The organism is Amycolatopsis regifaucium (assembly GCF_001613935.1).
Classification (GTDB): domain Bacteria; phylum Actinomycetota; class Actinomycetes; order Mycobacteriales; family Pseudonocardiaceae; genus Amycolatopsis; species Amycolatopsis regifaucium.
Genome location: NZ_LQCI01000002.1, coordinates 346,343 through 371,787, shown reverse-complemented (window position 1 = coordinate 371,787; position 25,445 = coordinate 346,343). Strand labels below are relative to the sequence as shown.

Sequence of the window (25,445 nt, the reverse complement as noted above, 5' to 3'; positions counted from 1 at the left end):
AGCCGCACAGCGTGTCATCGGGATCTGCAACATAGTAGGCGGGTCACCCGGTCGGGGTTGCTCGGTGATGACGAGCAGAGCGCGATTGCGGATGAGTGTCACGTCCAACCCGACGATCGCCGGAGGAGACGCCTCCGGTGGTGCCGTCCGGAGTTGTTCGCGGGAGGGGTGGGTGGGTTCGCGGCGGAAGCGCAACCGGAGACGCCGGCTCAAAGGCTGCTCGCGATGGTGGCGATGATCTCGTCCATCTCCCACTCCTCCAGGCCCTCTCCGGCGACGGAGGGGAAAAAGAGGGTGTTGTTCCAGTCGTCGGCTATGTCCGCCCACGGATACTCCTCGGGTGCGAAGATCAGCAGTCGTTTGGCCGAGTTCTCCATGAGCGACTCGCGACTCTGCGCGTGTCCCCACAGTGTGAAAAGCTCGTCCAGCGAACGGGGCGCGGATTGGGGATAGCCGGGCGCATTGGTCTGTCGAGGGTCACCCAGGGGATGGGCGGGCGCGTCGGTGAAGATCACGATCACGTGGCGGCGGCGGTCGAGTCCTGTTTCCCAGTTGGAGTGCATCGCGACCGCGAGAGCCTCGAGCCCGGACTCGGGAACGTCACCACCACCGCCTGGACTGAGCGTGCCGACTGTGCGTTCGAATTCGTCGACCTGCGACGGGATACGGAGGAACTGGCTCTCGGCCAGTGCGTCTTCGGCGCGGTCACCGAAGTCGCGGAAAGCGATGACCTTGAGGCGAAGGCTGCGAATCTCCCTCCCTTTGGCCGCCATCTCCTGCACGAGCCTTCCCGGGAAGGAGAGCGCACCGTGTTTCACGTTGTCGAGCGTCGGCTTCATGCTCGCGGTGGCGTCGATGCACAATACGATGTCTACCGCGTAGCCGAGATCATTCTGGTTTTGCGGAAAGGAAGTCATGGGTCTCCTTAGACCGGGATACGTCCAGTGAGGTTGATACGGACTCGGCTACGCCCTGCCTTTTCGACAGGGGCCCGCAGTGAATTGAGCAGTGACAGGACGTCGCCGATACCGGGGCGGTCCGCAGGATCGACCTGGATGAGGGCCGTCAGCAGCGATTTCCAGTAGAGGGGAAGCTCCGGGCGGAGCTCCAGTTCCTCGCCCGCGAGGACGGCGGCGGCGGGTGAACCGAACCGCGACGGGAAAGCCGGTGCGTCGCCGGTGAGATAGGTGTGGAGCAGTAATCCAAGGGCGAAGAGGTCAACGGCTGTCGTGAGCTGATCGGCCTTGATCCCGTTTTCACCGCGAAGATAACTCAGCCATTCGGGCGCGCCGTAGTAGGGATTCCCTCCGATGGTTTCGGCGGCCGGTGGCTCCCCGGAGGGATACGCGTCGTCGAAGTCGATCAGCTTGGCGATATGCAGATCGCTTCCGGCTGGGCGATGAAACAGCACGTTCTCCGGTTTGAGGTCGCCATGGATCATGCCGCACTCGTGCAGGAGGGCGATGCTCTCGCAGAGGGTGTGCAGTAAGACGTTTCTGTCCGCGGATGTCAGCTCGGCCGGAGTCACCTCCACCGCGTCGATCCGGTCCGTCACCTTGTAATAGCGTGTCCCTTGGGCGAAGAAGTCCTTCGCCAGAACCAGATTCCCGGCGTGAAGGTGGTCCGCACGCAATAGCCGGGACAGCCTCTCGTGATGGAGTTCGAAGCGACGGCACTCGGCCAGCCGGCGTTTCTTGTCCGTCACGGTGCCCATCGAGTCGGGGCGAGGGCGTTTGGGATCCAGATACTCCTTCACGAAGAAGTCCTCGCCTTCCTTGCGCGCGAACGCCCATAGGCACTTGCCTGCGTTCGTGTTCGAAGGACGCGTGACGATCTCGTAGCCGTTGACCAGTTCGCCCAGCTTCACGAATCGATCCCTTCACGAGGGGGCAACCGTCGTTCGTAGCCGTGACGGTAGGCAAGCCAAGACCGCTCCCTCGTGGCGACCAAGGCCGGACGTCCCATCGAAGTGGCCCGGCGCATCGGTTCGGCGTGTTCCGCGTGCATGCGGTCGAACCGCCACCGGAAGCTCGCTCGCAACGCGGCGAAATCTTCGAATCCGAGCGCCGCGATCGCGATGGACGCGTCGTCCTTGGTGAAGGACTCCACTCGTTCGGCGAGAAGGACCGACCAGTGCATCGCCTCCTGCGAGGCCAGCAGGGTGTCCCACAGCAGATGCTCGAATTCGGCCGGGGTGCCGACATAACCGAAGAAACCGTCGGTGGCGGCGATGAGGACGCACGGGACGTGCGCGGTACCCCGCCACCGATTGATCGCGAAACCGCCGCCCGCGTGCACCATGTTGGTCATCGGCGGGTCTTGCAGCAGCAGGGCCAGTGCGTCGGAAGGCTCGGTGTCATCGACGCTCAGCTGCTGCAGGCCGGCTTCGGGCTCGGCCACATAACACCGGGAGTCCCCAGCCCAAAGCACCTGCCACGAAACCTCTTCGGTGCGGGAATCAAAAGCCAGACCGGCCAAGGTGGTCGGAAGCCGACGTTGCAACCGGCCCCTCATCCTTCCTCGCTGAAGGACGCCGGTCGCCAGCCGTCCACTGATACGCGCTGCGAGAGCCTCCGGCGAGAAGTCCGCGGAGCGGTCAGTGAACCACTCCTCGACCAGGCCCCGGAGGCGGCGCGAAGCGAGCCACGCCTGAGTACGGGCCTGTCCTGATGGTGTGCGGCCCGCGAGCGGCCGGCCGGCGCCACCCACTCCGTCGAACACGGAGAGGAGCCCGGACGCGCTCGGCCTGTGATAGAGCACCAGAGGGTCGGCGTCCTCGCCTTCGTTCGCGATCTTTTCGGTACGTACCGCGACGGAGATGAAGCGACTTTCGTCGTGGTGCCAGAGACGTGCGTTGCCGCGGTTTCCCGGGTAGATGTCCATCGGTATCCGCCTCAGCTTCCGCTGTCCGGCGCGGACCGGCGCATCGTGCCCCGCACCCGGCTGGAGCCGTTCTCAGGCCGCGGGTCCGGTGACGATCCCGGGCGCTCGTCAGCGGTCTTGTCGGGTCGAGGAACGTTTCCCTCGACCACTTTGCCGTCTTCGATGGCGGCTTTTGCGCGGGACTCGAGGCTGTCACGAAGTTTGCGCCTCGCACCCGGCACTGACTTGCTCCGGTCGAAGAACTCGCCGAGTACCTGGTCGCGCAGATCCGTGGCGTTGGGATCGGTGATATCGCTGCCTGTGAGGGCACGGAGTACATCGATCTTCGCCTTGGTTTCCGCGGCCCGGTCAGCTCGTTCCCGGTCAAGGAGAGCCATGGGGTCGCCGTCGTCGAGCGACATGACGTGGGCGAGCATGTCCTCCCGGCTGCCACCGGCGATGGGCCGCATCGAATCGTAGGTCAGTTTGCGCACCCTGATCTTCCGCTGTTCGGTCACGAAGTCCTCCGCATCGACCATCGCGACCGCCACGGAGTAGCTGCCTAGCTGCACGGTCGTCGATCCGTGAGCGGAATTGAGCCGAGCCAGGACAGCGTTCTGGACGTCGGCTGGGGCGAGCACGTCGAAACGAGCTGCGGTCTCTCGAACGATCGAAGCGAGTGAGGACTGCAGCGACGCGGTCATGTCGGTGATGTTGTCCCGTGCGACGGCGACCGGATCCTTGACCCGACAAGCGAAGCGCACGGTCACGTTGAACGGGAAAGCAGGGTCGGCACTCGCCGTGGTGATGCTGAAAGCAAGCCCTCGGTTGGCGACGTCGATCAGGTACATCCGGCGGTAGTTGCCGAACCGGGCGTCGGGGACGCGATCGCCGTGGTTCAAGACCAGCGGCGCGCCCATCGCTCGTTCGAGCACCATCGCCGTGCCCAGCTCAGGAGTTCGGAGAGGAGACGTCAAGCGCATACGGCGGAGTTCGAGGCGCTGGAGGATGGGATTGTAAGTCTGGTTCATGACGCCTCTTTCTCGAGGTCGACGAGTGTGTCGTGAAACTCGGTTGCCTTGTCGGACGGGGCGTAAGGGTCTTCGGCCCAGCTTTGGAGCAGTCGGAGTACTCGTTCCAGATCGGCGCGGCCGCGGTCCGCGATCCCGACGAGAACGTCGAGCACAGCGGAAGAGACCGTTTCGTCGTGGTCGGCGTACCGGATCCACGAGCGGAGTGCGGCACGGGCGAGCTTTTGCGCCGACGAGTCAGCCAGCGCCCGGCCCCACAGTTCGGGGAGGACGTCACGATGCTTGCGCTCCTCTCGCATGAGCAGGGGGCGCTCTCCGGAACCGTCTTCGGGAAGGACCGCGAATGAGAACGTCATCAGAACTTTGACCGTGGCTTCCTCGTCGTCCGACCGTTCCGCCCACTCGAGCAGGGCTCGCAGGACCTCCGTGGCGCGGCCGGCCTGGAGCAGGGACTTGGTGCTGATCGCGACCGGTTCCAGTAGCTCCCACGAGTCGCGGTGGACGAGGGTACGCAGGACGAGCAAGGCCCGGCGTGGGTCGTCGAAGCCAAGCCTGCCTCCCACCGCCAGACCCGCGGTGATCGGCAATTTCGGAGATCTTGTCGAGCGTTCGAACTCGGCCCACTGCTCGATATGGGACCAGGCGGCTTCCGCGTTGCCGCCGATCGTGCCCGCCACGTTGAGCCCATGCGCGGCGCTCTGTCGGAGAACAGCCGTTTTCGACGCGGCCCACGGCAACAAGTATTTGTGCAGGCCATGCTCGAAATCATTGGTCGCGAGGATGCCCGCTGCCTGGGCTGTCCGCGCCCGGACCTCGACATCATTGTGTTCTGCGAGGCCCTTGAGCCATTCCAGGATCTTCGTCCTCGCCCCGTCGAGTTCGACCCACGTCACACCGAGTACGGCTACTCGTAGGTGCGCCGATCTGAATCTCAACCGGGAAACACCGCCGTCTCCCGTCGGCGGCGTCACGAGCTCGAGCCATCCCCGTTCCGCGAGGATTCTTCTGAGATACCGTAGCGTGAGCGTCGCCGAACTGGTGCTCAGCTGTCGGTAGAGCGCGATGGCGGCATCGGCGACGTGAAGGTATCCGGCGTCTTCGAGCACTGCCGTGGCGAGAACCAGCGCGACGTCGGCAGTGTCGGGGGAACGGCTGAGCCATTCCCGAACCTGGTCCTCGGGATTGCTGAGCTTGCCTACGACCTTCCCGATATCCTCGCCCGTCCGAACGGCTTCGACCACCGCGCTCGCCACCCGGGTGGCGAAGTGTGGATCATCGCGTTCCTCCAACAGCTCCGCTAGTCCGTTGGTGGCCAGGTGATCTTCGAGTTCGGAAGGTTCCAGCCAAGGTAGCTCGCCGGCCACCCGGCGGCGTACGATCTCCGCAGGGTCGGGGAGTTCGAGCTCCTCGACGACGAACTCCATCCGCCTCGAGGCGGTGGCGAGGGAGCCGGTGACCGGACCGGTTACCACCACGAGGTAGCTCTCCTCTTCCAGGAGCCGTTCCGAAATCCTCGTCAGCCAGTCGTCGGTGAGTTTTCCCGCCGCGAACTTGCCGTCCCCACTGGCGGTGTCGACGACGAGGTAGCCGCTTCGCGGATGCGGGATCCTCCAGTTCGGGTTTCCCAGCATCGAGTTGGTGACGCGGTAGACGTTCGTGTCCTTGCCCACGACATCACGCAGGGTCGCCAGCGCCCGGGTGAAGCGGCCGGTAGCCGCGGCGTCGGCCATGACGAGGAGGCTGGTGCTCTGCAATCGGCCGACGCCGTCGCAGAAGTCCGGAGGAGCGACGAAGTACTCCGTCGCCTTGATGACATCCTGTGGTTCGGTTCGTGCCCTGGACGACCGACGAGCGCCTACCCGGCCGCCCAGACCGGCCACGAAGTCGCCGTCGACGATGATGTCGCCGTGGAACAGATTGAGGTTCCCAGCGCCCGCAAGCCGGTCGGCTGCGGCTGAAATTATCTCGGTGAACCGACCGTTCGACAGTTCCGAAGCCTCACCACGAAGGCCTTTGACAGCCTCTTCCCGGCTTGGCGGCGCCGGATCTTCCTTGGAGGGCGAAGGCGGTTCCTCTTGGGGTGGGGGCGCCGGGTCGTTCGGTGCAGGCTCGGCCTGCTTGTCCTCGCTCACGGTTCAGCTCCGGTAGGGGTTCGGCAGTCAGGGCAGTAGGGACGGGTCAGCTGAATCTGGGGCCTGCGTGGAAATCGCCATGTACGGTGACCTGGTCGTACTGGCTGACAACGCCACCTTCGTGTGCGTGCGCCGTGAATTTTCCCGCGGAAGCCGACGTCGGCGCGGACCGTGCCGGTAAACCGGGAATCAGTTCCCGTAGCCTGGCCGCGAGCCGGTCGATGTCCGGGCCCGCACTGCGAAAACCGATGGCGATGTCTTGGAGCACGGAAAGAGAACGAAGCGCCTCCGGCAAGTCTTCGGCGCGAACTCTTTCCGGCACGTCGAGCCGCACAGGGATGACCCGTTTTCCGAGTTCGAACGCGAGCAGGATCTCCCGGCGGACGAAATCCTGCGGATCGTCGATGCGGCGTAGTCCAGCCTCGTTCACGGCGCCGAGCCAACGGCGTCCCATCACCACGAGCACCGCCTCGGATTCCGCCACGGCGTCGAACATGCTCTTCTCCCAATCGGCGCCGAGTTCGATTGATTTCGAAGCGAAGAAGACGGTCTCCGGACCGAACGCCCGCGACAGTTCGCGGTCGAGGAGCGCGACCCCGAAGCGATCGTCGGCTGTGCGGTAGTTGAGGAAGATCTTGATCAACGAGGAGGCCTTTCTCATTCGCTTGGGTGCGTCGTCGGTCCGGGGGCGGCATCGCAGGGGCTCGGCCGGATGGATGACAGGGAGTAATACTCGACATCCGGTCAGCGGCTTGACAAGCCCTACTTGGCAGTAGGGGAGCGTTTCCTGTTTCCGTTTCCGCCGCTGTCCAGTATTTGTCCTGTTTTCGGCAATGATCTTGCTCGTATCGGGTGTGGCAGATGCCCCCGGGTGTGCAGTGCTGTTTAATGCCGGAAGGTATGCCTTCCTGTTTCCTGTTTCCGGCTCCGTACGGAACACGAACCCCATGCCGGTCGGCGTAAGAGCGCGGAAGATGGTCAGCGGAGAAGGGTGGTGCACGGATGTCTTCCCTGTCGGAGACCTTCGGGGCGAGGTTGCGGGCGTTGCGAGTGGCCGAAGGCGTTTCCCTCAGCGAGTTCGCGCGTCGTCTCTACTACAGCAAAGGACATGTGAGCCGAATCGAAACCGGTGCGCAGTCCCCGTCTTCCGAGTTCGTGCGCAAGTGTGATGCCGAGTTGGGCGCCGGTGGCGAGTTGATCGCGCTGGCGGGGGAGAAGGCGCGGGTGGTGCGCACGGCTCTGTCCGAATCGGCCGAGGAAGAGGTGTGGGTGATGACGATGACGCCGGACGGTGGTGCGGCTTTCAGTCCTGTCGCCAGGCGGGACGTCCTGCTCGGTGGGATGGCTGTGATCGCCGGGCTCAAAGTGTCCGGTACGGGCGTCGTGGCGGCGAACGCGGAGGCACAATTGCGCTACCATCGGCACCTGTTCGACTCGGCGCGGGACCTAGGGCAGATTTCGTCACCGGATGTCGTGCTGCCGCTGGTGGTCGGGCAGGCGCAGGCATTGCGTACGCTCGCGAAACAGGTAGATGCGAGCACCGTGCCCGCCGTGGCTTCTTTGGCCGCTCGGACGGCGGAGTACGCGGGCTGGATGGCGCAGGAATCCGGAGACGATTCGGCTGCCGCGTGGTGGACGGACCGGGCCGTGCAAGTCGCGAGAGTGGCAGGTGACGACTTCTTGGCGGGCTACGCGCTGGTGCGGCAGGCGTTGATCGCGATGTACCAGGACGACGGCGCCACAACGGTTTCACTGGCACAGCGGGCGCAAGCGGAACAAAACCTGCCGGCGAGAGTGCTCGGACTCGCCGCTCAGCGTGAGGCGCAAGGGTACGCCCTGCTGGGCGACCGCGACGCATGCCTGCGGGCCCTGGACCGTGCGCGGACCCTGCTGCTGGATCCAGACGGTGCGCCGGAGGGTCCTGTGATCGGTACCTCACGTGTTGTCGATCCCGTGGCGGTCGCGAGCGGCTGGTGTCTCTACGACCTCGGGAGACCGGCCGAAGCCGTGGAAGTCCTCGACAGGGAGCTAGCGCGCATACCCGGCAGCGCCGTTCGAGCCCGCACCCGATTCGGCGTGCGACTGTGTCTGGCTTACGCGGCCTCGGGAGAGCTGGAGCAGGCGTGCCGGCTTGCTCGGCTGCTCTTCGGTCAGATCGCCCAGCTCGATTCCGCGACGGTCCGCACCGACTTGCGCCGTCTGGCCACGCTCGTGCGACGGTGGAGCACTCATCCAGAGGTCCGCGCACTGGAACCGGAACTCACGATCGCGCTAGGACGCTCGGCGTGAAGCCGATCTTCGGCGAGGGACGGGATTGCCCGAGCATGACCTGATAGACGAACTGGCGGTAGTCATCGATCGGGCCGGATCTGTTCGACGTGGAAGCGGAACATTTCCGGCGTGGGGGGCTTACTCGAGCCGCCCACGCCGCGCCGAAACCGTCGAGCGACATCGTCACCGAACAGATCAGCGGCGGACCTGCCACAGCCGACGCTACTTACCCGCCTTCGCCTCCGGAATCCCGTTCGACGGCGGCGAGTCGTTGGCCGCCGAGTCGTTCGCCTCGATGGGCGCCTCGCCGATGTCCGTCACGAGAACCGGGGTCAGGTCCTTGCCGACGCCGCCCTGGAGTTCGACCACCGACATGCCGGAGATGCCCATGTGGCTGTCCGCGGTGTAGCGGAACGGCGCCAAGCCCGGCCCTTCGAACGTCTTGCCGGACTGCTGGATCGCCTCGACGACACGCTCGCGGGTCAGGTCCCGTCCGGTCGCCTGCAACGCCTGGACGAAGGTGTACGCCTGCGCCATCCCGTAGATCCGGTAGTTCGTCAGGGCACCGCCCTTGCCGTGCGCGCCCCAGACCTTCTGCCACAGCTTGGTCCACGCGTTGTCCGGAGCGTCGACGCCGGGCAGGTACTCGGTGGTGAGGACGCCGTCGATGAGCGACGCGCCATTGGTCACCTTGCCTTCGGAGAACCGCGCGAGCAGGGAACCGACCAGTGCCGGGTCGGAACCGACGTTGCTGTAGAACCACTTCGGCTTGAAACCGATCTTCAGCGACGCCAGCTGCGACAGCGCGGTGTACGACGGGACGTTGAAGCCCAGCACGAGATCCACGCCCGCGGCTTTGAGTTTCGCGATCTGTGGTGCGATGTCGGTGTTGCCCGGCGAGTATTTCGCGACCTCCACGATCTGCTTGTCGAGGAAGCGTCGCGCGCCTTTCTCGCCGTCGCGGCCGAAGTCGTCGTCCTGGAGGAAGAGGCCGACCTTGGCGTTCGGCAGGTTCTTCCGCACCCAGTCGCCGATGATCTTGCCTTCGATCTCGTAGTCCGGTTGCCAGCCGAAGGTGAACGGCGCCTTCTTGGGGTCGTCGCCCCAGCGGAGCGAGCCCGACGACACGAACAGGTCCGGGACCTTCGAGTTGTTCAGGAAGTCGACGACGGCGCTGTGGGTCGGCGTGCCGAGGCCGCCGACCATCGCGAAGATCTCCTCCTTGAGTACCAGTTCGTTGGTGACCGCGCTGGTGTTCGTCGGGTTGTACCCGTCGTCCTTGACCACGAACTCGATCTTGCGGCCGTTGATCCCGCCGTTCGCGTTCACGTAGTCGTAGTAGGCCTGGTGGCCGCTCGGGATCTCGCTGTAGCCCGGCGCGGCGACGCCGGTCAGCGGGAAATGCGCGCCGATCTTGATGGTGGTGTCGGTGACGCCGACGGTCGAGCCCTTCTGCTCGCCCTCGGGCCTGCCGCCCGCCCCGCAAGCGGCGGTGACCGTGACGGCCAGGAGCACGGCCACGGCCTGATACCAGCGTTTCATGAACTTCGCCTCCGGTTGATGAGTTTCCGCAGCCCGCCGGTGAGGCCGGCCGGTGCGAGCAGCACGATCAGGACGGTGACCAGGCCGTAGATCAACGGCGCCAGATGCGCGGCCTGGACGTCGGACAGGCCGAGATCCGTTCCCGCGCCGGTCACCAGCGGCGGCAGGAACGTCAAGAGCGCCGCCCCCGCGAGCGCGCCGGTGAGCGTCCCCAGACCGCCGAGCACCACCGCGGACACCAGCGACAGCGACAACGTCAGCGCGAACCCGCTCGGCGCCGCGAGCCGCGCCGACAACGCCACCAGCGCTCCGGCGAGTCCCGCGCAACCCGCGCTGACCACGAAGGCGCCCACCCGGGTGCGGCCGAGGTCGATCCCGGCCAGTTCGGCGGCGACCTCCCCGTCGCGCACCGCACGCCAGTTGCGGCCGACGCGGCCGCGGGAAAGATTCGCCAGCAGGACGAAGACGATGATGACGGCGAGCCAGGAAAGGTAGGCGAGGTACCGGATCGGCGTGAGGTCCTGGCCGGTGACGAAGTACGCGGCGTCGGCCAGCCAGGTGGGGATCTCCGGCATCCGGACGGGTAGTCCCTGCTCGCCGCCGAGTGTTTCGCCGAAGAACAAAGGGATCCCGGGCACCGCGACGGCGAGCGCGAGGGTGGCACCGGCCAGATACGGTCCGTGCAGCCGCGCCGCGGCGACGCCGACCAGCGCTCCGACGGCCAAGGTGAGCACCACCGCGAGGAGCAGGATCACGGGCAGTGGCAAGGCCGCCGGCTTCAGCAGCAGCGCGGCCGAATAGGCGCCGACAGCCATGAGCGCGCCGTGGCCGAGTGACAGTTGCCCGTTCAGTCCTGTAAGGACGGTCAGACCGCCTGCCGCGATCGTGAAGTACGCCATCGCGGTGAACTGCGCGTTGAGGAACGGGCCGGTGCTTTCCAGGACCAGCACCACGACGACCAGCGCGGCGAGCGCGAGGAGCAGATGTCTGCGCAGCACGTCAGACCCTCCGTTCGCGGACACTGGCGAACAGGCCGCCGGGTTTGAGCAGCAGCACCACCATGAGGATCGCCAGCGCGGCGAGCGGCACCAGCTCCGAGCCGACGTACCCGCTGACCAAACTCAGTGACAGGCCGAGCACAACGCCGCCGACCACCGCGCCGACCGGGCTGTCCAGGCCGCCGAGTACCGCCGCGACGAATCCGTAAACCACCACACCGTCCATATAGGACGGGTGGACGAGTCCGCCGCCCGCGATCAGCAGGCCCGACAGCGAACCGGCGAGCGCGGCGAGTGCCCAGCCGAGGGTGAGCATCCGCCCGACCCGCACGCCGAGCAGCCGCGCCACCTCCTGGTCGAACGCCGCCGCGCGCATCCGCAGGCCCAGATCGGTGCCGCGGAACAACAGCACCAGCCCCGTCAGCACCACCGCGACGGCGACGATGGTGAACACGCCGAACCCGGTGAGCGCGATCGTCGTGCCGCCGACCTGGAACCCGGTGAGCCCGAACGGCGCGGGAAAAGACCGGTAGCGCGAGCCGAACACCAGTGCCGCCAGCGCGTGCAGCACGATGAACAACCCGAGCGTGAGGATCACGGCGTTGATCTCGGCCTTGCCGGAGACGAACCGGACCACGAACCGTTCCACTACCGCGCCGAGCACCAGTCCCGAAAGCAGGGCGACGGCGAACCCGAGCCAGTACGACCAGCCCGCGTCGATCAGCACCAGCGCGAGGTAGGTGGTGATCATCGCCATCGGCGCCTGCGCGAAGTTCACGATCCGCGTCGCCCGCCAGATCAGCACCAGCGCCAAGGCGAACGCGGCGTAGACCACGCCGAGCGTCAGACCGGTGAGCGCGGTGGTCAGCAGTTGCTGCACGAGGCTCCCTTTCAGAATCCGAGGTAGGCGTGCCGCAGGCCGTCGTCCGAGACGAGCGCGGCCGCGTCCCGCCGGACGACGACCTGGCCGAGGTTGAGCACGACGCCGTGGTCGGCGATGGACAGCGCGCTGCGCGCGTTCTGCTCGACCAGCACGACGGCCAGCCCGTCGAGGACGAGACCGCGCAGCAGCTCGAAGATCTGTGCCACGATCCGCGGCGCGAGGCCCAGCGACGGCTCGTCCAGCAGGAGCACCTTCGGCCGGGACAGCAGCGCGCGGCCGATCACCAGCATCTGCCGTTCCCCGCCGGAAAGGACGTGCGCGAGCCCGTTCTTGCGGTCGGCGAGCACCGGAAACAGGTCGTAGACGCGGCGCAGCTCGGTCGTCGACGCACGGCCGCGCGCCCCCAGCGCGCCCAGCCGCAGGTTCTCCTCGACGGTCAGTTCGGCCAGCACGCCGCGACCTTCGGGCACGTGGGCGAGACCCAGTCCGGGAAGGTCCTCAGTGGACACTCCGGTGAGGTCGCGACCCGCGAGGGTGACCCGGCCGCCCGAGGGGCGGACGAGGCCGGAAATGGTGCGCAGCAAGGTGGTTTTACCGGCCCCGTTCGCGCCGAGCACCGCGGTGATCTCGCCGGGCGCGACGGACAGGCTCACGGAATCGAGCGCCCGGACCGGGCCGTAGTTCGCCGAAAGCTGCTCAACGGTCAGCACCGGCCACCTCCTCGCCGAGGTAGGCCGCCTGCACCGCCGGGTTCGCGCGGATCTCCGACGGTGCGCCGGTGGCGATCACCTTGCCGAAGTCCAGTACGACGATCTCGTCGCACACCCCCATCACGAGATCCATGTGGTGTTCCACGAGCATCACCGACATCCGTTCGGTCAACCCGCGCACCAGCGTGCCGACGTCGGCGATCTCGGCGGCCGAGAGCCCGCCCGCCGGTTCGTCGAGCAGCAGCAGATCCGGTTCGCCGACCAGTGCCCGCGCGAGGGCCACCCGTTTGCGGACCGGGTAGGGGAGACTCGCGGGATAGCGGTGGGCGACGTCGGCGATGTCGAAGTCGTCGAGATAGGCCATCGCCCGCTCGGTCAGCGCCTTCTCGTCCCGTGTCCGGCGCGGCAGGCCCAGCATCGACGACCAGAAACCCGCCTTCGCGTGCCTGTCCGCGCCCACCAGGACGTTGTCGAGCACCGTCATCCGGTCGAACAGGCCGAGTTCCTGCAGGCTGCGGGCGATGCCGAGGCCGGCGAGGTGATGCGGGCGCAGCCGGTGCAGTCGGGTGCCGCGCCAGGTCAGCGTGCCGGTGTCCGGCCGGACGAAACCGCACGCAACGTTGAACAGTGTGGTCTTACCCGCCCCGTTCGGGCCGATCACGCCGAGCACCCGGCCCGGGGCGACGGTCAGTGAGACGCCGGACAGCGCGACGAGGCCACCGAAGGTCACCGACACGCCGGACATCTCGAAGGTCGACAGGGTCACGCAGGAGCTCCCAACGGCGAAAGGGGACGGGGATGGAGATCAGGTCCCGGCGCGAGCGCGCCGGGACCTGACGGTTCAGGCGTGCGGGCAGGTGTCGCGGTAGTCGCTGATCGCGCGGTCGTCCGGCGCCGGGCAGAGGAACTGCTCGTAGCGGGTGTCGTTGTCCACGAACCGCTTCAGCCAGGAGATCGTGTATTTGGCCATGGTGGTGTTCGAGGTGTTCGGGAAGAAGTGGCTCGCGTTGTCCAGTTCCATGTACGCCTTCTCCGCCGAGGCGGGAATGCTGGTGTAGAACGGGATCGAATGCGTGGCCACCGGTGCGACGCTGTCGGCTTCACCGCCGATGATGAACGTCGGCACCCGCAGCGAAGACCACGACTTCTGCGTGTTCCACGGCGCGAGCGGGACGGCCGCCTGCAGCGACGGCCGGTCCTGCGCCGCCTCGAGCGAGCCGCCGCCGCCCATCGAGTGCCCGGCCACCGCGAGGCGGGTGGTGTCGATCCGGGAGCGGACGCTGCTGCGCTGCGTCAGGTAGTCCAGTGCGGCCAGCAGCTGGTCACCGCGGCTCCCCGGCTGGTCGTAGATCGTGTTGGTGTCGATGGTGAAGACGACGAAACCTTGCGACGCCAGCCGCGGCCCGATCCACGCGATGCTCGACTGGGTAGCGGTGTAGCCCGGCGAGACGGCGACAGCGCCGAAGGTGCCCTGGGCGGTGCTTGTCGGATAGTAGATGGTGCCGCCGCCGAACCCGGTGACGGAAACGCGGGACACCGACACCTCGGACACCGCGAACGAGCCACGGGAGGCTTCGATACTGCTTTCCGTCGGGTCCGGCCCCCGTTCGTAGGGGTTGTCGGCCGCGTGTGCCGTTGGAGCGATAGCGAGCGCGGCGACCGTCGCCAGTCCACAAAGGATCCGGGTCGTACTACGCATAGTGCCCTCTCCGTTCGCCAATGAACACAGTCCGTGGTGATGGACTGTGGCAAACGGACACCGGGGGCTGCATCGGCGAAATCGCCAGTCTTCGTCCGCGGCCACGCCCGCCGGGCTCACCGCCCGTACGATCGGCGATCGTGAATCCCTCAGCCGAGGACATAGTCCGTACGGCGGCCCGGTGGATCGACCGCGGAATCCGCGTCGACACCTCCGCTTTCGCCCAAGACCTTGGCATCTCGCGCAGCACCCTGTTCCGTCGCGTCGGCAACCGGGAAGACCTGCTGGGTGATGCCCTCTACTACCTGTCCGAGCGCACCCTGACCGCCGCCGTGCGCACCTGGGAGCGCGAAGAGGGCGACGTGGTGCGCAATGCGGCGGGTGAACTGCGGTGTCTCGCGATCATGCGCGACTACCGGTCGGCACTGGCGGCGAGCGCCGGGTTCCGGCGTTTCCTCGACGACGAGCCGGTGCTCGCCATCCGGCTGCTCACCGACCCGGACGGACGGGTCCAGCCGAGGGTGATCGCGGCGCACGTCGACCTGCTGCGCCGCGACGTCGACGACGGCGGATTCGTGCCCGCGGTCAGCCTGGACAGCCTCTGCTACGCGATCGTGCGGCTGGGGGAGGCGTTCCTGTATTCGGACGTCCTCGCGTCACGGACACCCGATCTCGACGCGGCGTCGACGCTGCTCGGCGCACTGGTGGAAGGACGGGTGCCGAGCAGGACCCCGTGAAACAGGACCTGCGCGGAGGGCTTGTGAAACACTTGCGCCTGGTGTTTCATCGAAGGGGATTTCGAGGAGGCGCCGATGCCTGTCCGGGACGTCGTGTACCCGCTGCGGGGCAGGGACGATCTCTTCGGCGGGCTGCGGTCGGTCGCCGGGCAGGCCGTACTGGTCCGCGGCGCGGAAGGCCTCGGCAAGTCGGCGCTGCTCACCGAGCTGCGCGGCGCGTCCGGCATCCGCCTGCTCGGCGTGCGGGGCATACGAGCCGAGCGCGCGCTGCCGTTCGGGGCACTGCACCGCCTGTTCGGCGCCGCGGTCTCGGGCGGTGAGGAAGCGCATCGGCGGCTGAGCGAACTCCCGGAACCGGCGATCTGCTGGGTGGACGACGCGCAATGGGTCGACGCGGAGTCCCTGGCGGCGTTGGGTTTCGCGGCTCGGAGGCTGGCCGGCTCCTCGGTCGGGATGGTGCTCGCGTCGCGGTCCGGATCCGACGAGTTCGAGTGCGTGGAACTGGCTCCGCTGACCGACAAGGCGGCGGATCTGCTGCTGCGCGACCGAGGGGTGCCCGCCGGGGTACGACCGCAGCTGGTCGAACTGGGCGGCGGAAATCCGGCGGACCTGGTCGCGCTGGCGGCGCAGCTCACCCCGGCGCAGGCCGCGGGACGGGAGCCGGTGTCGCCGGTCCTGCGGGAGCGGTTGGCGGGCTGCGCGGCTCGCCTGGACGCGATGCCGACCGGCGAACGCGTCCGGTGCCTCGCCGGTTTCCTGGATTCTTCGGCGAGCAAGGTGACTCAAGCGACGTGGGCCGCGGCGGCGTCACCGGCGGATCGGCGGGCGGCGCACGCGCGGCTGGCTTCCGACGGCGAAGGGCCGGAGGTGCTCTGGCACCGCGCGATGGCGACCGCCGCGCCGTCGGTGCCGCTGGCCGACGCGCTCGCCGCCGCACCCGCGGCGGATCACGCCGCCTCGGCGCGTCAGCTCGAACGCGCCGCCGCCTTGACCGCCGACCCCGGCGTGCGGGCGACCAGGCTGCTGGCCGCCGCCGACGCCGCTTGGCAGGCGGGCAGGCCGGGCTGGGCGCGGCTGTTGCTGTCGCGAGTCGACGCCGAACCGGGCGCGGTGGCGTTGCTGCACGGGGAGATCGAACTGCGCGACGGTGATCCCGCGGTCGCCACCCACGAACTGGGCACGGCGGCGGAACTGCTGCCCGATCCGGCCGAGGCACTCCTGCTGGCGGGCGAGGCACGGCGGCTGGGCGGCGACCTGAGCGGGTACCGGGGACTGGCGCGGACAGTCCCCGCCGGAGAGGGGCTGGCCTTCTCGCATTTCAGTGGTCTCACTTCGGTCTACGCCGGCCGTCACGACGACGCCGTCGAGCCGTTGGAGGACGCCGTCCGGCGCGGGATGGCCGACGACGACGTCGCCGGAGCCGTCTGGGCCGCCGAGGCCGCCTTCGCCCGTGGGCACGCCGAACGGGCCCACGAGTACGCGGCGGCGGCCGTGAGCCGCGCGAGGCTCGGCAGGCGCCACGCGGAACTGCCGTGGGCGCTGATCTACCTCTCGCTTTCGGCCATCGCGCTCGACCGCATCCCGTGCGCGCGGGCGGCCTCCCGCGAGGGCCTGCTCGCGCCCCACAACCTGCGGATGGAGCACCTCACCCTGCTCGGGCTCGCCGCCGCGCTCCTGGGGGAACGGGCCCCCGAACTGGACGAGGCGACCGAGGGGATCGCCGAACGCGGGCTCGGCAGGCCCGCCGCCGTCGCCGCGTGGGCGAACGCCTGCCTCGACCTGGCGGACGACCGGCCGGACGACGCGCTGAGCAGGCTCGAAGACCTGGCGTCGGGTGTTTCCGGCGACCAGCCGGTGATCCGGGTGCTCGCCACCCCTCAACTGGTCGAGGCGGCCGTGCTCGCCGAGCGACCCGAACGCGCGCGGGCGGCGCTGGAGGTGTTCGACCGGTGGACATCGGCCGGCGCGGAACCCTGCTGGCTCGCGCTGAGCCACCGCTGTCACGCGCTGACCGCGACGGACCCCGCCGTGAGCGAACAGCACTTCCGGCTGGCCATCGAGGCGCACCGCCGGGCGGGTGGTGCGGTGGAACTCGCCAGGACCCGCTTCGCGTACGCCACGTCGCTGCGCAGGCACCGGCGGACCCGGGACGCCCGAGATCAGCTCCGCGATGCCTTGCGCGGCTTCGAAAGCGTCGGCGCGACCCGGTTCGCCGAACGGGCCCGCGCCGGGCTCCGGGCGACCGGCGAGACCGTGGACGTGCCGCACCGGTCCCTCGCCGGGCTCACCCCGCAGCAGGACGCCATCACCCGGTTGGTCGCGGCGGGGGAGACGAACAAGGAGATCGCGCGGCGGCTGGTGATCAGCCACCGGACCGTGGATCACCACCTGCGCAACATCTTCACCGCGCTGGGCGTGCGCTCACGCGTGGAACTCGCGCGCCGGGTCACCGACGCGTGACTCCCACCCTGACGCGTCGTGAGTGGCGATTCGGGTTCTAACCAAGAGTGTTTCAGGTACCTACCGCGGGTGAACCCGGTAGCCGCCTGGCCGTGAAGGACTCTTTGGGGGACTTAGAGCCGCTCAAAGTTCCCCTCACCCGGGCCCGGAAGCCACCACCAGCCTCAATAGCAGCACCTTCACACCTTCCCCAGTACATGATGGCCCCCTTCCTTGCGCCTAGCGCAAGGAAGGGGGCCATCATGTACTTCACGCGAGCAAGACCGCAGATGACGAGTAGGTACCTAAGAGAGGCTTCGCTCGAACCCGAATCGCCACTCACGACCACGACGGCTCACCGCATTCAGAGGACTAAACGCGGGGGCACGAGAGCACCGGTGCCTGCGGACGGCCACCGCCGTGCAGGTCGCTCAACGGAACCCTCGCCAAACCGAGGATCGCCTGGGCGGTCGCGCGCGGGGCGGTCGACGGGTTCAGGCCGGTGGCGTCGTAGGCGATCGCGCCGCGGTCCGCCGCCGCACCGGCGCAGCCGGTCTGCAGCGAACGCAGGAATGCGCGGGCCCTGGCCGCGGCGGCGGGACGGTGCCCGGCCAGTGCTTGGGCGGCGAGGCCGGTGCTGTTGGCGTTGGGCGGGTTGGTGCCGAAGCCGAAACCGCCGTTCGTGTGCTGCTTGGTGACCAGCCACGCGGTGCCTTCGGCGGCGTTCACCGCGTCACCGGTGGCACGCAACGCCTGGACGGCCGTCGCGGTCGCGTCGACGTCGCTCGTGCACGTCGCCTCGCCGAAGTTCTGCGGGAAGCCGCCGTCCGCGCATTGCGCGCCCGCGAGGAAGGTGACGGCGGACGCGGGAGCACCGCCGGGGGTGCGGTCGAGCGCGAGCAGCGCGAGCGACTGCGAAAGCGCGTTGGAGTAGTCGCCGAATTCGGTCCGGTCGGAGAACCGGCCGGACGGCGTGAGCAGCGAGAGCAGGCCGGCCGTCAAGTCGACGCCGCCGAACGACGACGGGTTCGAGCCCCGGATCTGCGCGGCGAGCATCAGTTTGGCGTGCGCGCCCGCGTACGCCTCGTTGCCGCTTCCGACGTAGCCGGCGGTGATCTCCGGCTTCGCCAGCCACGCGATCGCCTTGCCCGCGTTCGTGTCCGAAACCCCGGCGGCGGCGAACGCGAAGACGGCGTCGATCGTCAAGCCCTGGTCGGGGAACTTCTGGCCGCCGAAGTCGGCTTCGAACCGTTCCCCGTCGATCAGCTGCCTGGCGAGCCAGCCCGCGGCGGCATCCGCCTTGTCCGGGGTGACCGCGGCCGCCGCCGGAGCGGCGACCAGCCCGATGCCGCACAGCATGGCGACGGCGAGGACCAAACGTCTCATGAGAACCCTTTCCCGCATTTCCACGACAGGAGTCGGTGGTGACACCGCGCGACGTGGGTGACCGGGCTCGCCGGAAGGGCATACCGTTGCGGGACAGCGCCGGACTCTCACCGGACTTCCCCCACGACCGCGCTGAATCGGACGATCCGAAGAGTCTCATCCCCGCCGGGTGCCGCGGTACCGCCGGGCGCGAGCGGCGATGTGATCCTGGCAACGACCTGGTCAGCGGTGCCTGTCGCAAGTGATCGGGTGTTAACCTCGGCTGGCTCGACAACTCAACACCGCCGCCCGTGACGGGGAAGCCGGTCGAAATCCGGCGCTGTCGCGCAACCGTGGGCCCTTTCACCGGGGCGAGCCGGGATACCGAACGGGCGGACGAACGACCAGAAGTCCGAACCACTGTCGCGATAAACAGGGGTGACCGCGGCGCCCGCGCCTGTCCTCCTTCGTGCCCGCAAAGGAGGAGTACATGCGCCGCGGATATCTGGCCGCCTTGTCGTTCGCCGTCAGCGCAGGCCTGGTCGCCGCGCTGCTCACGGGCACGGCGACGGCCGCGAGCGACCGCGATGCGGCGCAAGCGAATTCCCGCTGGCTCGCGACGAAACTGAAGCCGGACGGCGCCCTGGACGATCCCAACGGCGGCGCCTTGCCCGACCACGGGCTGATGCTCGACGTGCTGTTCGCGATGTACGCGTCGGGCGAAGGGGCGCGCGCCGAACCGATCGTGAAGTTCCTCGACGACCAAGGGCACGCCACCGACTTCTTCACCTGGGACGGTTTGGTCCCCGGTGCCGGGTACGACGCGGTCATCGTCGGCGGTGCGGTGGCGAAAACGCTGGTCGCCGCCCAAATCTCCGGCCGTGACCCGCGAAACTTCGACGGCCACGACATGGTCGCCGAGACCAAGGCCGCGATCATGCGGGAGGGGCCGGACAAGGGCCGGGTCAGCGACTATTCGAAAAACCCCGAGCTCGCCGACGCCGTGACCAACAACGCCAACATGTTCGCGCAGGCGCTCGGTGTCATCGGGCTCGCGGCCGCGGGCGAGAACGATCGGCTCGCCATCGACAAACTGCTGACCCAGCAGTGTTCCGAGGGTTACTTCCGCGTTTTCTTCGGCGAAGTCAAAACGACCGAGACCGGCGACCACGTCAAGCCGGGCGGCTTCAAGATCTCGACCTGTGACGAGGGCAAGCCGTTCGACCAGTCCGCGCCGGACGGCGACGCCACCGGGCTCGCGCTGTCGGCACTGGTGGCCGCGCGGAAGGCGGGTGCGGCAGGGCTCGACGGGCCGATCGCCAAAACCGTCTCCTGGATCACCGCGCACCAAAGCGCGGGCGGCGGCTGGGGTGGCGGTGTCGGCACCGAAGCCCCGAACACCAACAGCACCGGCCTGATCGTCCAAGCGCTCGCCGACGTCGGCGGCGCGGACGCGGCGGTGGACCGCGGGGTGCGTTTCCTCAAATCCGCGCAGGCGACCGCCGCGGCCGACTCGGGCACCCGGCTCGCGGGCGAACTCGGCGCGATCGCTTACGACCCGGCGGCTTACGAAGCCGCGCGCGCCAACGGGATCAGCGGGCTCGACACGTGGATCCGCTCCGGCGCCCAGGCTTCGCTGGGGCTGGCGCAGACCGGGTTCTACGCGCTCGCGAAGGGTGCCGGGCCGCCGCCCGCGAGCAGCGTGGCGGAACCGGCCACGGTCACCGTCACGCCGCCGATGGCCAAGCCGAAACCTCCACGCGCGCACAAGAACAGCACGTCGGCACCGAGGAAGACCACCGTCCTGAAGGCGGCGCCAGGCGCGATGGTCTCGCCGTCCCGGGCGACGCCCGCCGCCCGGCTGGGCGCCTACCTGGCGAACCATTTGACCGGCGACCACGTCGAGGTCGCCGAGGACGGCAAGACCTACGTCGATTACGACGCCACCGCGGATCTCGTACTCGCGTTGCGGGCACTGGACGAGCAGCCGGACGCGGTCGCTCGCGCGTCTCAATTCCTGCTCGCGCCGGAAGCCGTGCAGGCCTACGCGCACGGCGCGCCGTATGAACAGGGCGGGGCTTCCTACGCCGAACCGCTCGCGAAGCTCGTGCTCGTCGCCGAGTTCGCGAAGTCGGCCGACCTCGCGGTTCGGCTGCGGGCCGAGCTGGTGAAACTCCGTAGCGAGGACGGCACATTCACCGACATCGGTTCCTTCGCCGACGCGGACGAGACGGCCCGGCTTCGGCGGTGGCCTCGTCGAGGATCGCGATGGGCGGATCCGCGAGGACCAGCCTGGCCAGCGCCAGCTGCTGGGATTGGGTGACCGTCAGCTGATGCCCGCCTTCACCGACCACGGTCGCGAGACCCTCGCTCAGCGCCTCCGCCCACCCCCGTGCGCCGACTTTGTCCAGTGCCGCCAGCAAATCCGCGTCGGACGCGCCGGGAGAGGCGAGCCGGAGGTCGTCGGCCAGCGAACCGGCGAAGACGTGCACCTCCTGGCTGATCAGCGCCACCGCCTGCCGGGTGGCGGACGGTCCGAGTTCGTCGAGCGGCACCCCGCCGACGGAGACCGTGCCGGCGGCCGGGGTGTGGATCCCGGCGATCAGCTTGGCCAGCGTCGTCTTCCCGGCGCCGCTCGCGCCGACCAGCGCGACCCGTTCGCCGGGAGCGAGACTCAGGTCGACGTCGCGCAGTACCGGGTGTCCGTCCACATAGGAGTGCGAGATCCCGGCCACTTTCACCGAGGCGTCAAGGGGTTTCGCGGGCCGCTGGGGCTCGTGGGGGGCGGGGAGGTCGGCGACCCCGACCAGCCGGGCGAGGCTCGCCGCGGCCGCCTGCGCGTCGTCCACCAGCGCCAGCGCGGTGTTGATCGGACCGAACAGGCTGTGGAAGTACAACGCCGCCGCGGTCGCCGCGCCGATGGTCACGGCGTTGTCGCCCACCAGGAGGAAACCGGCCGCGAGCACGGCGGAAAGGCCGACGAACTCGGCGAGGTTGAGCCTGGCGAAGAACTTCGTCATCAGCCGGACGCCGCGCAGCATGAGTTCCATCGCGCCCTCGGAGCGCTGCCGGACGCGCTCCACGTGGGCGTCGGCGAGGCGGAACGCGCGGACGGTTTTCGCGCCGCCGATCGTGTCGAGCAGTTGCTGCTGCTGGGAACCCGTCGCGATCCGCTGCTTCGCGTACAAGGGGACGGCGTTGCGGACGTACCAGCGCACGGTGTGCAGCTGGATCGGTGTCGCCAGCAGCGCCGCCAGAAGGAACCGCCAGTCGAGGACGGCGAGCGCGCCGAGGGTCAGGACGATGGTCAGTACCGAACGGCCCAGTTCGGGCAAGGCCTCGCGGACCGCCCTCGCCACCACCGTGACGTCGTTGGTGACCCGGGCGGTCAGGTCGCCGGAGCCCGCGCGTTCGACCTGCTCCAGCGGAAGGCTCAAGGCGCGGTCCACGAACCGCTCCCGCAGTTCCGCCAGCAGGGTTTCGCCGAGCCGCGCGGTCAGCGAGACGCCCAGCGCCGTCGCGATCGCCTGTGCGACGGCGACCAGTACCAGCGCCACCACCGGCGTCGTCAGTTCGGTGGCCGGTCGTTTCCCGATGACGAGATCGACGACATGGCCGAGCAGGGGAGCGGTGAGCAGCCCGATCGCGGTCGCGCCGACGAGCATCGCGAGCGCGCCGACGGCACGCGCCTTCGAGGTCCGGAGCAGTTCGCCGAGGACGGCGCGGATCCGCTTGCCGTCGGCGGTGGGGAGGAGTTCGCGGCTCATGAGAGCACCGCCGCGCGGTAGTCGGCGCGGTCGAGCGCGAGTTCGGCGTGGCCGCCTTCGGCCGTGACCCGGCCGTCGTCGAGGACGACGACCCGGTCGGTGACGGCGAGCAGGGCGGGACTCGTGGTCACCAGGATCGTGGTCCGTCCTTGTCGTAAGCGGGCGAGCCCGGTGGCGATCTTCGCCTCGGTCACCGTGTCGACCGCCGTCGTGGGGTCGTGCACGACGAGGACCGGCGCCTCCGCGGCGAGCGCGCGGGCGAGGGCGACGCGTTGGCGCTGCCCGCCGGAGAGGGAGCGCCCCCGCTCGGTGACCGCGGTTTCGATTCCGTCCGGCAGGGCCTCCGCGACCTCGTCCGCCGCCGACGCGGCCAGCGCCTCGTCGCGCGAGGGACCGCCGGCGTGGACGTTCTCCGCCAGCGTTCCTTCGAACAGGTCCGCGTCGTGCGCGGCGACCAGGACGACCTCGCGTACCCGGTCAGGGTCCACAGTGGACAGGTCCACGCCGTCGACGTGGACCTGCCCCTCGGCCGGGTCTGCCGCGCGGCCGAGGCAGTCGAGCAGGTCGGTCGCGGCGGCCGGATCGGTGGCGACGACCCCGACCAGCTGCCCGGCCGGGATGTCGAGATCGACCCCGCGGAGGCTGCCGTGAGAGACGCCGCTGAGCCGGACATTTCCGTCGGCGGGCGCGGGAAGTTCACCGTCGGCCGCGCCGACCGCCGTCGGAGTGGTCAGCAGATCGGCGACCCGGGACGCCGACGCGCGGCCCTGTGCCAGCTCGCTGTTGACCCACGAGAAGATCAGGAACGGGGTGAGCAGGAACTGCGCGAGACCGACCGCCGCGACCAGGTCGCCGACGCTGATCGAGCCCGACGACGCGAGATGCCCGCCGACGAGGGCGACGACCGCGATGAAACCACCGGTCAGCGCGAGCACCGCGCCGTCGTGCCAGGCTTTGGCCCTGGCGGCGCGCAAGGTCGCCTTCAGCGAGTTCTGGCTCGTCTCGCGATAACGGGCGACGGCGGTCGGTTCGGCGCCGATGCCCTTGAGGACCCGCAGACCGGCGACCAGATCCGTGGCGACCCCCGAAGCGTGCGCGGAACGCTCTTGTTCGGCCTCGCTGCGGCGTTCCAGAGGCTTGCCGATGAGATGCGCGAGGTACAGCAGCGGCGGCGTGCCCAGGAGGACCAGGAGACCCAAGGGCAGCGACATGCTCAGGAGGGCGATGGCGCTGACCAGCACTCCGGCGAGCGCGGCGACCCCGAACGGCAGGGCGGCGTTGACCACCCCGACCCGTTGCGCGTCGCTGGTGCCGATGTTGACCAATTCGCCGGCCAGCTTGCCGTTCTCGGCGCCGCCACCCGGATGCAGGACGCGTCTGCTGATCGCGATGCGGATTTCGTGCGCCGCTCGCAGCGAAGCGCCTTCGGCCGCGCGCGCGGCGAACCGGTAGCTGTAGGACAGTCCCGCGAAGACCACACCGAGCACGGCGAGCCAGAACACGAGGGTGCCCACCGAGCCACCGGCGACGGCCTGGTCGATCACCACGCCGATGATCACCGGAACGAGTGCTTCACCGCCTTGATGGCCGGCGGCGAGCACGGACGCGAGCGTGACCTGGCGTCGTTGCCCGGAAATCGCCTGGCGCAGCACGCTCCGGCTGGTGGTGGCCGCTGCGGGCACCGGCGCCTCCCTCTGTCAAGTCAATCGGGTGAACCCGCGTCCGCGATCGCGTCGACAGGGCGCTGCCTGGTCAGACCTCTCACGTTCGTGGGCAAGGGCGCCCTGCCGCCATATAGCGGGACCTCCGGCCGGGCGGGTGCACGCCTCGGTCCGTTGTGCGAGTCATCCTCAACTCCGCCAACTGGCTCAGGGGTAGGTAAGGCTAGTCTAAGTCGGTAGCTCAGTGAGGTGAACTCCGGCGTTCGGTTAGCCTCGCCTCACTCGAAGGAGGTTCCGTGGTCGTCACCGAACGCCCGCCCGCCGCGGCGTCCCCGCCGAGCGCGGCGGCACGGACCTTCCGCGCCGGCGGTCTCGTGGTCGGGCTCGCCCTGCTGGCGCTGGTGTTCCTGCTCAGCATCTGGGTCGGGTCGAAAAGCATCCCGTTCACCTCGACCTGGTCGGTGCTGTGGCACAACGACGGCTCGACCGACGCGGTGATCATCCACGACCTCCGCATCCCGCGGACCTTGCTCGGCGTGGTCGTCGGCGTGGCGCTCGGCCTGGCCGGCGCGGTGATGCAGGCGCTCACCCGCAACCCGCTCGCCGACCCCGGCCTGCTCGGGGTCAACACCGGCGCCTCGGCCGCGGTCGTTTCGGGGATCGCGTTCGTCGGGGTCAGCGGCGTGCTCGGCTACATCTGGTTCGCCTTCGCCGGGGCGGCGATCGCCTCGGTCGTGGTGTACGTCCTCGGCGCGGCGGGCCGCAGCGCCACCCCGGACCGGCTCGTGCTCGCCGGTTCGGCGGTCATGGCGGTACTCCAGGCCTACATCGTCGCGATCCTGCTGCTGATGCCCGAGACGTTCAACCAGTTCCGCTTCTGGAACGTCGGTTCACTGAGCGGCCGCAAATGGGACGTGCTCTGGCAGATCTCGCCGTTCGTGGTGGCCGGCGCGGTCGTCGCGCTGCTGCTCGCCCGGCCACTCAACGTGCTCGCGCTCGGCGACCAGACCGGCAAGGCGCTCGGCGCCCACGTCGGCCGCACCCGGGTACTGGGCGCGATCGTGATCACCCTGCTCTGCGGCGCGGGGACCGCGGCCGTCGGTCCGGTCCTGTTCCTCGGGCTCGCCGTGCCGCACGCCGCGCGCATGCTGGCCGGTCCGGATCAGCGGTGGGTGCTGCCGTATTCGATGCTGCTCGCGCCGATCGTGCTGATCGGCGCGGACGTCGTCGGCCGCGTGCTGAACCCGCCGGAGGAACTGCAGGCCGGCATCGTCGTCGCGTTTCTCGGCGCGCCGGTGTTCATCGCGCTCTGCCGCCGCAGGAAGCCGGCCCGGCTGTGACCGCGATC

Annotated in this window: 19 protein-coding genes and 2 riboswitches; of the genes, 4 read left to right on the top strand and 15 right to left on the bottom strand. The window is 68.8% G+C overall.

Annotated elements, in window-relative coordinates:
• Positions 1 to 209: 209 nt before the first annotated feature.
• From AVL48_RS02835 to AVL48_RS39435, 6 genes are all read right to left on the bottom strand, one after another.
• Positions 210 to 917 carry a vWA domain-containing protein gene (locus AVL48_RS02835; protein ID WP_061983783.1) on the bottom strand — a complete coding sequence of 236 codons (708 nt, stop codon included), beginning with the start codon at positions 915 to 917 and terminating at the stop codon, positions 210 to 212.
• Between the two features lie 8 nt (positions 918 to 925).
• A complete protein-coding gene (locus tag AVL48_RS02830; RefSeq protein WP_061983784.1) occupies positions 926 to 1,867 on the bottom strand; it encodes a protein kinase domain-containing protein in 942 nt (313 codons plus the stop codon).
• Positions 1,864 to 2,400, bottom strand: coding sequence for a hypothetical protein (locus tag AVL48_RS40695; protein WP_341865657.1), 537 nt, complete (start codon positions 2,398 to 2,400; stop codon positions 1,864 to 1,866). Before AVL48_RS40695 ends, AVL48_RS02830 begins: the two co-directional genes overlap by 4 nt.
• Before the next feature lie 494 nt (positions 2,401 to 2,894).
• Entirely contained in the window at positions 2,895 to 3,713 is an 819-nt protein-coding gene (locus AVL48_RS02820) for a hypothetical protein (protein WP_143104755.1), read from the bottom strand.
• Between the two features lie 176 nt (positions 3,714 to 3,889).
• Positions 3,890 to 6,025, bottom strand: a complete 2,136-nt coding sequence (locus AVL48_RS02815; RefSeq protein WP_061983787.1) for a hypothetical protein — start codon at positions 6,023 to 6,025, stop codon at positions 3,890 to 3,892.
• 46 nt (positions 6,026 to 6,071) lie between these two features.
• Entirely contained in the window at positions 6,072 to 6,974 is a 903-nt protein-coding gene (locus tag AVL48_RS39435; RefSeq protein WP_143104756.1) for a toll/interleukin-1 receptor domain-containing protein, read from the bottom strand.
• Between the two features lie 53 nt (positions 6,975 to 7,027).
• Between AVL48_RS39435 and AVL48_RS02805 the strand changes: the two genes are divergently transcribed.
• Positions 7,028 to 8,314, top strand: a complete 1,287-nt coding sequence (locus AVL48_RS02805) for a helix-turn-helix domain-containing protein (protein WP_061983789.1) — start codon at positions 7,028 to 7,030, stop codon at positions 8,312 to 8,314.
• A gap of 204 nt (positions 8,315 to 8,518) precedes the next feature.
• Here AVL48_RS02805 and AVL48_RS02800 read toward each other — a convergent pair whose 3' ends face one another.
• From AVL48_RS02800 to bdeA, 6 genes are all read right to left on the bottom strand, one after another.
• On the bottom strand, positions 8,519 to 9,838 hold the full coding sequence (locus AVL48_RS02800; protein WP_061983790.1) for an ABC transporter substrate-binding protein: 1,320 nt from the start codon (positions 9,836 to 9,838) through the stop codon (positions 8,519 to 8,521).
• On the bottom strand, positions 9,835 to 10,836 hold the full coding sequence (locus AVL48_RS02795) for a branched-chain amino acid ABC transporter permease (protein ID WP_082857518.1): 1,002 nt from the start codon (positions 10,834 to 10,836) through the stop codon (positions 9,835 to 9,837). The genes AVL48_RS02800 and AVL48_RS02795 overlap by 4 nt, the downstream gene beginning before the upstream one ends.
• A 1-nt stretch (position 10,837) precedes the next feature.
• A complete protein-coding gene (locus AVL48_RS02790; protein ID WP_061983792.1) occupies positions 10,838 to 11,716 on the bottom strand; it encodes a branched-chain amino acid ABC transporter permease in 879 nt (292 codons plus the stop codon).
• Between the two features lie 11 nt (positions 11,717 to 11,727).
• Positions 11,728 to 12,429, bottom strand: a complete 702-nt coding sequence (locus tag AVL48_RS02785; RefSeq protein ID WP_061983793.1) for an ABC transporter ATP-binding protein — start codon at positions 12,427 to 12,429, stop codon at positions 11,728 to 11,730.
• Positions 12,416 to 13,174: an ABC transporter ATP-binding protein gene (locus tag AVL48_RS02780; RefSeq protein ID WP_061983834.1), complete on the bottom strand. Its 759-nt coding sequence runs from the start codon at positions 13,172 to 13,174 to the stop codon at positions 12,416 to 12,418. The genes AVL48_RS02785 and AVL48_RS02780 overlap by 14 nt, the downstream gene beginning before the upstream one ends.
• 96 nt (positions 13,175 to 13,270) lie before the next feature.
• Positions 13,271 to 14,128, bottom strand: coding sequence for a bis(hydroxyethyl) terephthalate hydrolase (bdeA, locus tag AVL48_RS02775; protein WP_061983794.1), 858 nt, complete (start codon positions 14,126 to 14,128; stop codon positions 13,271 to 13,273).
• Positions 14,129 to 14,268: 140 nt separating this feature from the next.
• Here bdeA and AVL48_RS02770 point away from each other — a divergent pair, with 140 nt between their 5' ends.
• Both AVL48_RS02770 and AVL48_RS02765 read left to right on the top strand, forming a co-directional pair.
• Positions 14,269 to 14,865 carry a QsdR family transcriptional regulator gene (locus AVL48_RS02770; protein WP_061983795.1) on the top strand — a complete coding sequence of 199 codons (597 nt, stop codon included), beginning with the start codon at positions 14,269 to 14,271 and terminating at the stop codon, positions 14,863 to 14,865.
• Between the two features lie 75 nt (positions 14,866 to 14,940).
• Positions 14,941 to 17,325, top strand: coding sequence for a helix-turn-helix transcriptional regulator (locus AVL48_RS02765; RefSeq protein WP_061983796.1), 2,385 nt, complete (start codon positions 14,941 to 14,943; stop codon positions 17,323 to 17,325).
• 351 nt (positions 17,326 to 17,676) lie between these two features.
• On the opposite strand, the gene AVL48_RS02760 is transcribed toward AVL48_RS02765, so the two are convergent.
• From AVL48_RS02760 to AVL48_RS02745, 3 genes are all read right to left on the bottom strand, one after another.
• Positions 17,677 to 18,690 (bottom strand): prenyltransferase/squalene oxidase repeat-containing protein, encoded by a 1,014-nt coding sequence (locus AVL48_RS02760; protein ID WP_061989628.1) that lies wholly within the window; start codon positions 18,688 to 18,690, stop codon positions 17,677 to 17,679.
• A gap of 35 nt (positions 18,691 to 18,725) precedes the next feature.
• Positions 18,726 to 18,852: riboswitch (cobalamin riboswitch) on the bottom strand.
• Positions 18,853 to 18,961: 109 nt separating this feature from the next.
• Positions 18,962 to 19,077, top strand: a riboswitch (cobalamin riboswitch).
• Positions 19,078 to 20,864: 1,787 nt separating this feature from the next.
• On the bottom strand, positions 20,865 to 22,436 hold the full coding sequence (locus AVL48_RS02750) for an ABC transporter ATP-binding protein (RefSeq protein WP_244162588.1): 1,572 nt from the start codon (positions 22,434 to 22,436) through the stop codon (positions 20,865 to 20,867).
• Positions 22,433 to 24,118 carry an ABC transporter ATP-binding protein gene (locus AVL48_RS02745; protein WP_061989626.1) on the bottom strand — a complete coding sequence of 562 codons (1,686 nt, stop codon included), beginning with the start codon at positions 24,116 to 24,118 and terminating at the stop codon, positions 22,433 to 22,435. The genes AVL48_RS02750 and AVL48_RS02745 overlap by 4 nt, the downstream gene beginning before the upstream one ends.
• A 275-nt stretch (positions 24,119 to 24,393) precedes the next feature.
• On the opposite strand from AVL48_RS02745, the gene AVL48_RS02740 reads away from it, so the two are divergent.
• Positions 24,394 to 25,437: a FecCD family ABC transporter permease gene (locus AVL48_RS02740; protein WP_061989624.1), complete on the top strand. Its 1,044-nt coding sequence runs from the start codon at positions 24,394 to 24,396 to the stop codon at positions 25,435 to 25,437.
• Positions 25,438 to 25,445: the final 8 nt, after the last annotated feature.